1 rRNA gene is annotated in these 818 nt (G+C 53.4%); it reads left to right on the top strand.

From position 1 onward, the window contains the following. Positions 1-818, top strand: a 16S ribosomal RNA gene (locus GTP77_RS29755); the annotation flags it as partial.

Genomic DNA, 818 nt, shown 5'->3' with positions numbered 1-818 from the left:
GGATGAAAGCAGGGGACCGCAAGGCCTTGTGCTCCTGGAGCGGCCGATATCTGATTAGCTAGTTGGTAGGGTAAAGGCCTACCAAGGCATCGATCAGTAGCTGGTCTGAGAGGACGACCAGCCACACTGGAACTGAGACACGGTCCAGACTCCTACGGGAGGCAGCAGTGGGGAATTTTGGACAATGGGCGCAAGCCTGATCCAGCAATGCCGCGTGAGTGAAGAAGGCCTTCGGGTTGTAAAGCTCTTTTGTCAGGGAAGAAACGGTTTCGGCTAATATCCGGAGCTAATGACGGTACCTGAAGAATAAGCACCGGCTAACTACGTGCCAGCAGCCGCGGTAATACGTAGGGTGCAAGCGTTAATCGGAATTACTGGGCGTAAAGCGTGCGCAGGCGGTTTTGTAAGTCTGTCGTGAAATCCCCGGGCTCAACCTGGGAATGGCGATGGAGACTGCAAGGCTAGAATCTGGCAGAGGGGGGTAGAATTCCACGTGTAGCAGTGAAATGCGTAGAGATGTGGAGGAACACCGATGGCGAAGGCAGCCCCCTGGGTCAAGATTGACGCTCATGCACGAAAGCGTGGGGAGCAAACAGGATTAGATACCCTGGTAGTCCACGCCCTAAACGATGTCTACTAGTTGTCGGGTCTTAATTGACTTGGTAACGCAGCTAACGCGTGAAGTAGACCGCCTGGGGAGTACGGTCGCAAGATTAAAACTCAAAGGAATTGACGGGGACCCGCACAAGCGGTGGATGATGTGGATTAATTCGATGCAACGCGAAAAACCTTACCTACCCTTGACATGGAAGGAATCC

Source organism: Pseudoduganella aquatica (genome assembly GCF_009857595.1).
GTDB classification, from domain to species: domain Bacteria; phylum Pseudomonadota; class Gammaproteobacteria; order Burkholderiales; family Burkholderiaceae_D; genus Rugamonas; species Rugamonas aquatica_A.
This window is presented reverse-complemented; position numbering and strand designations above follow the sequence as displayed.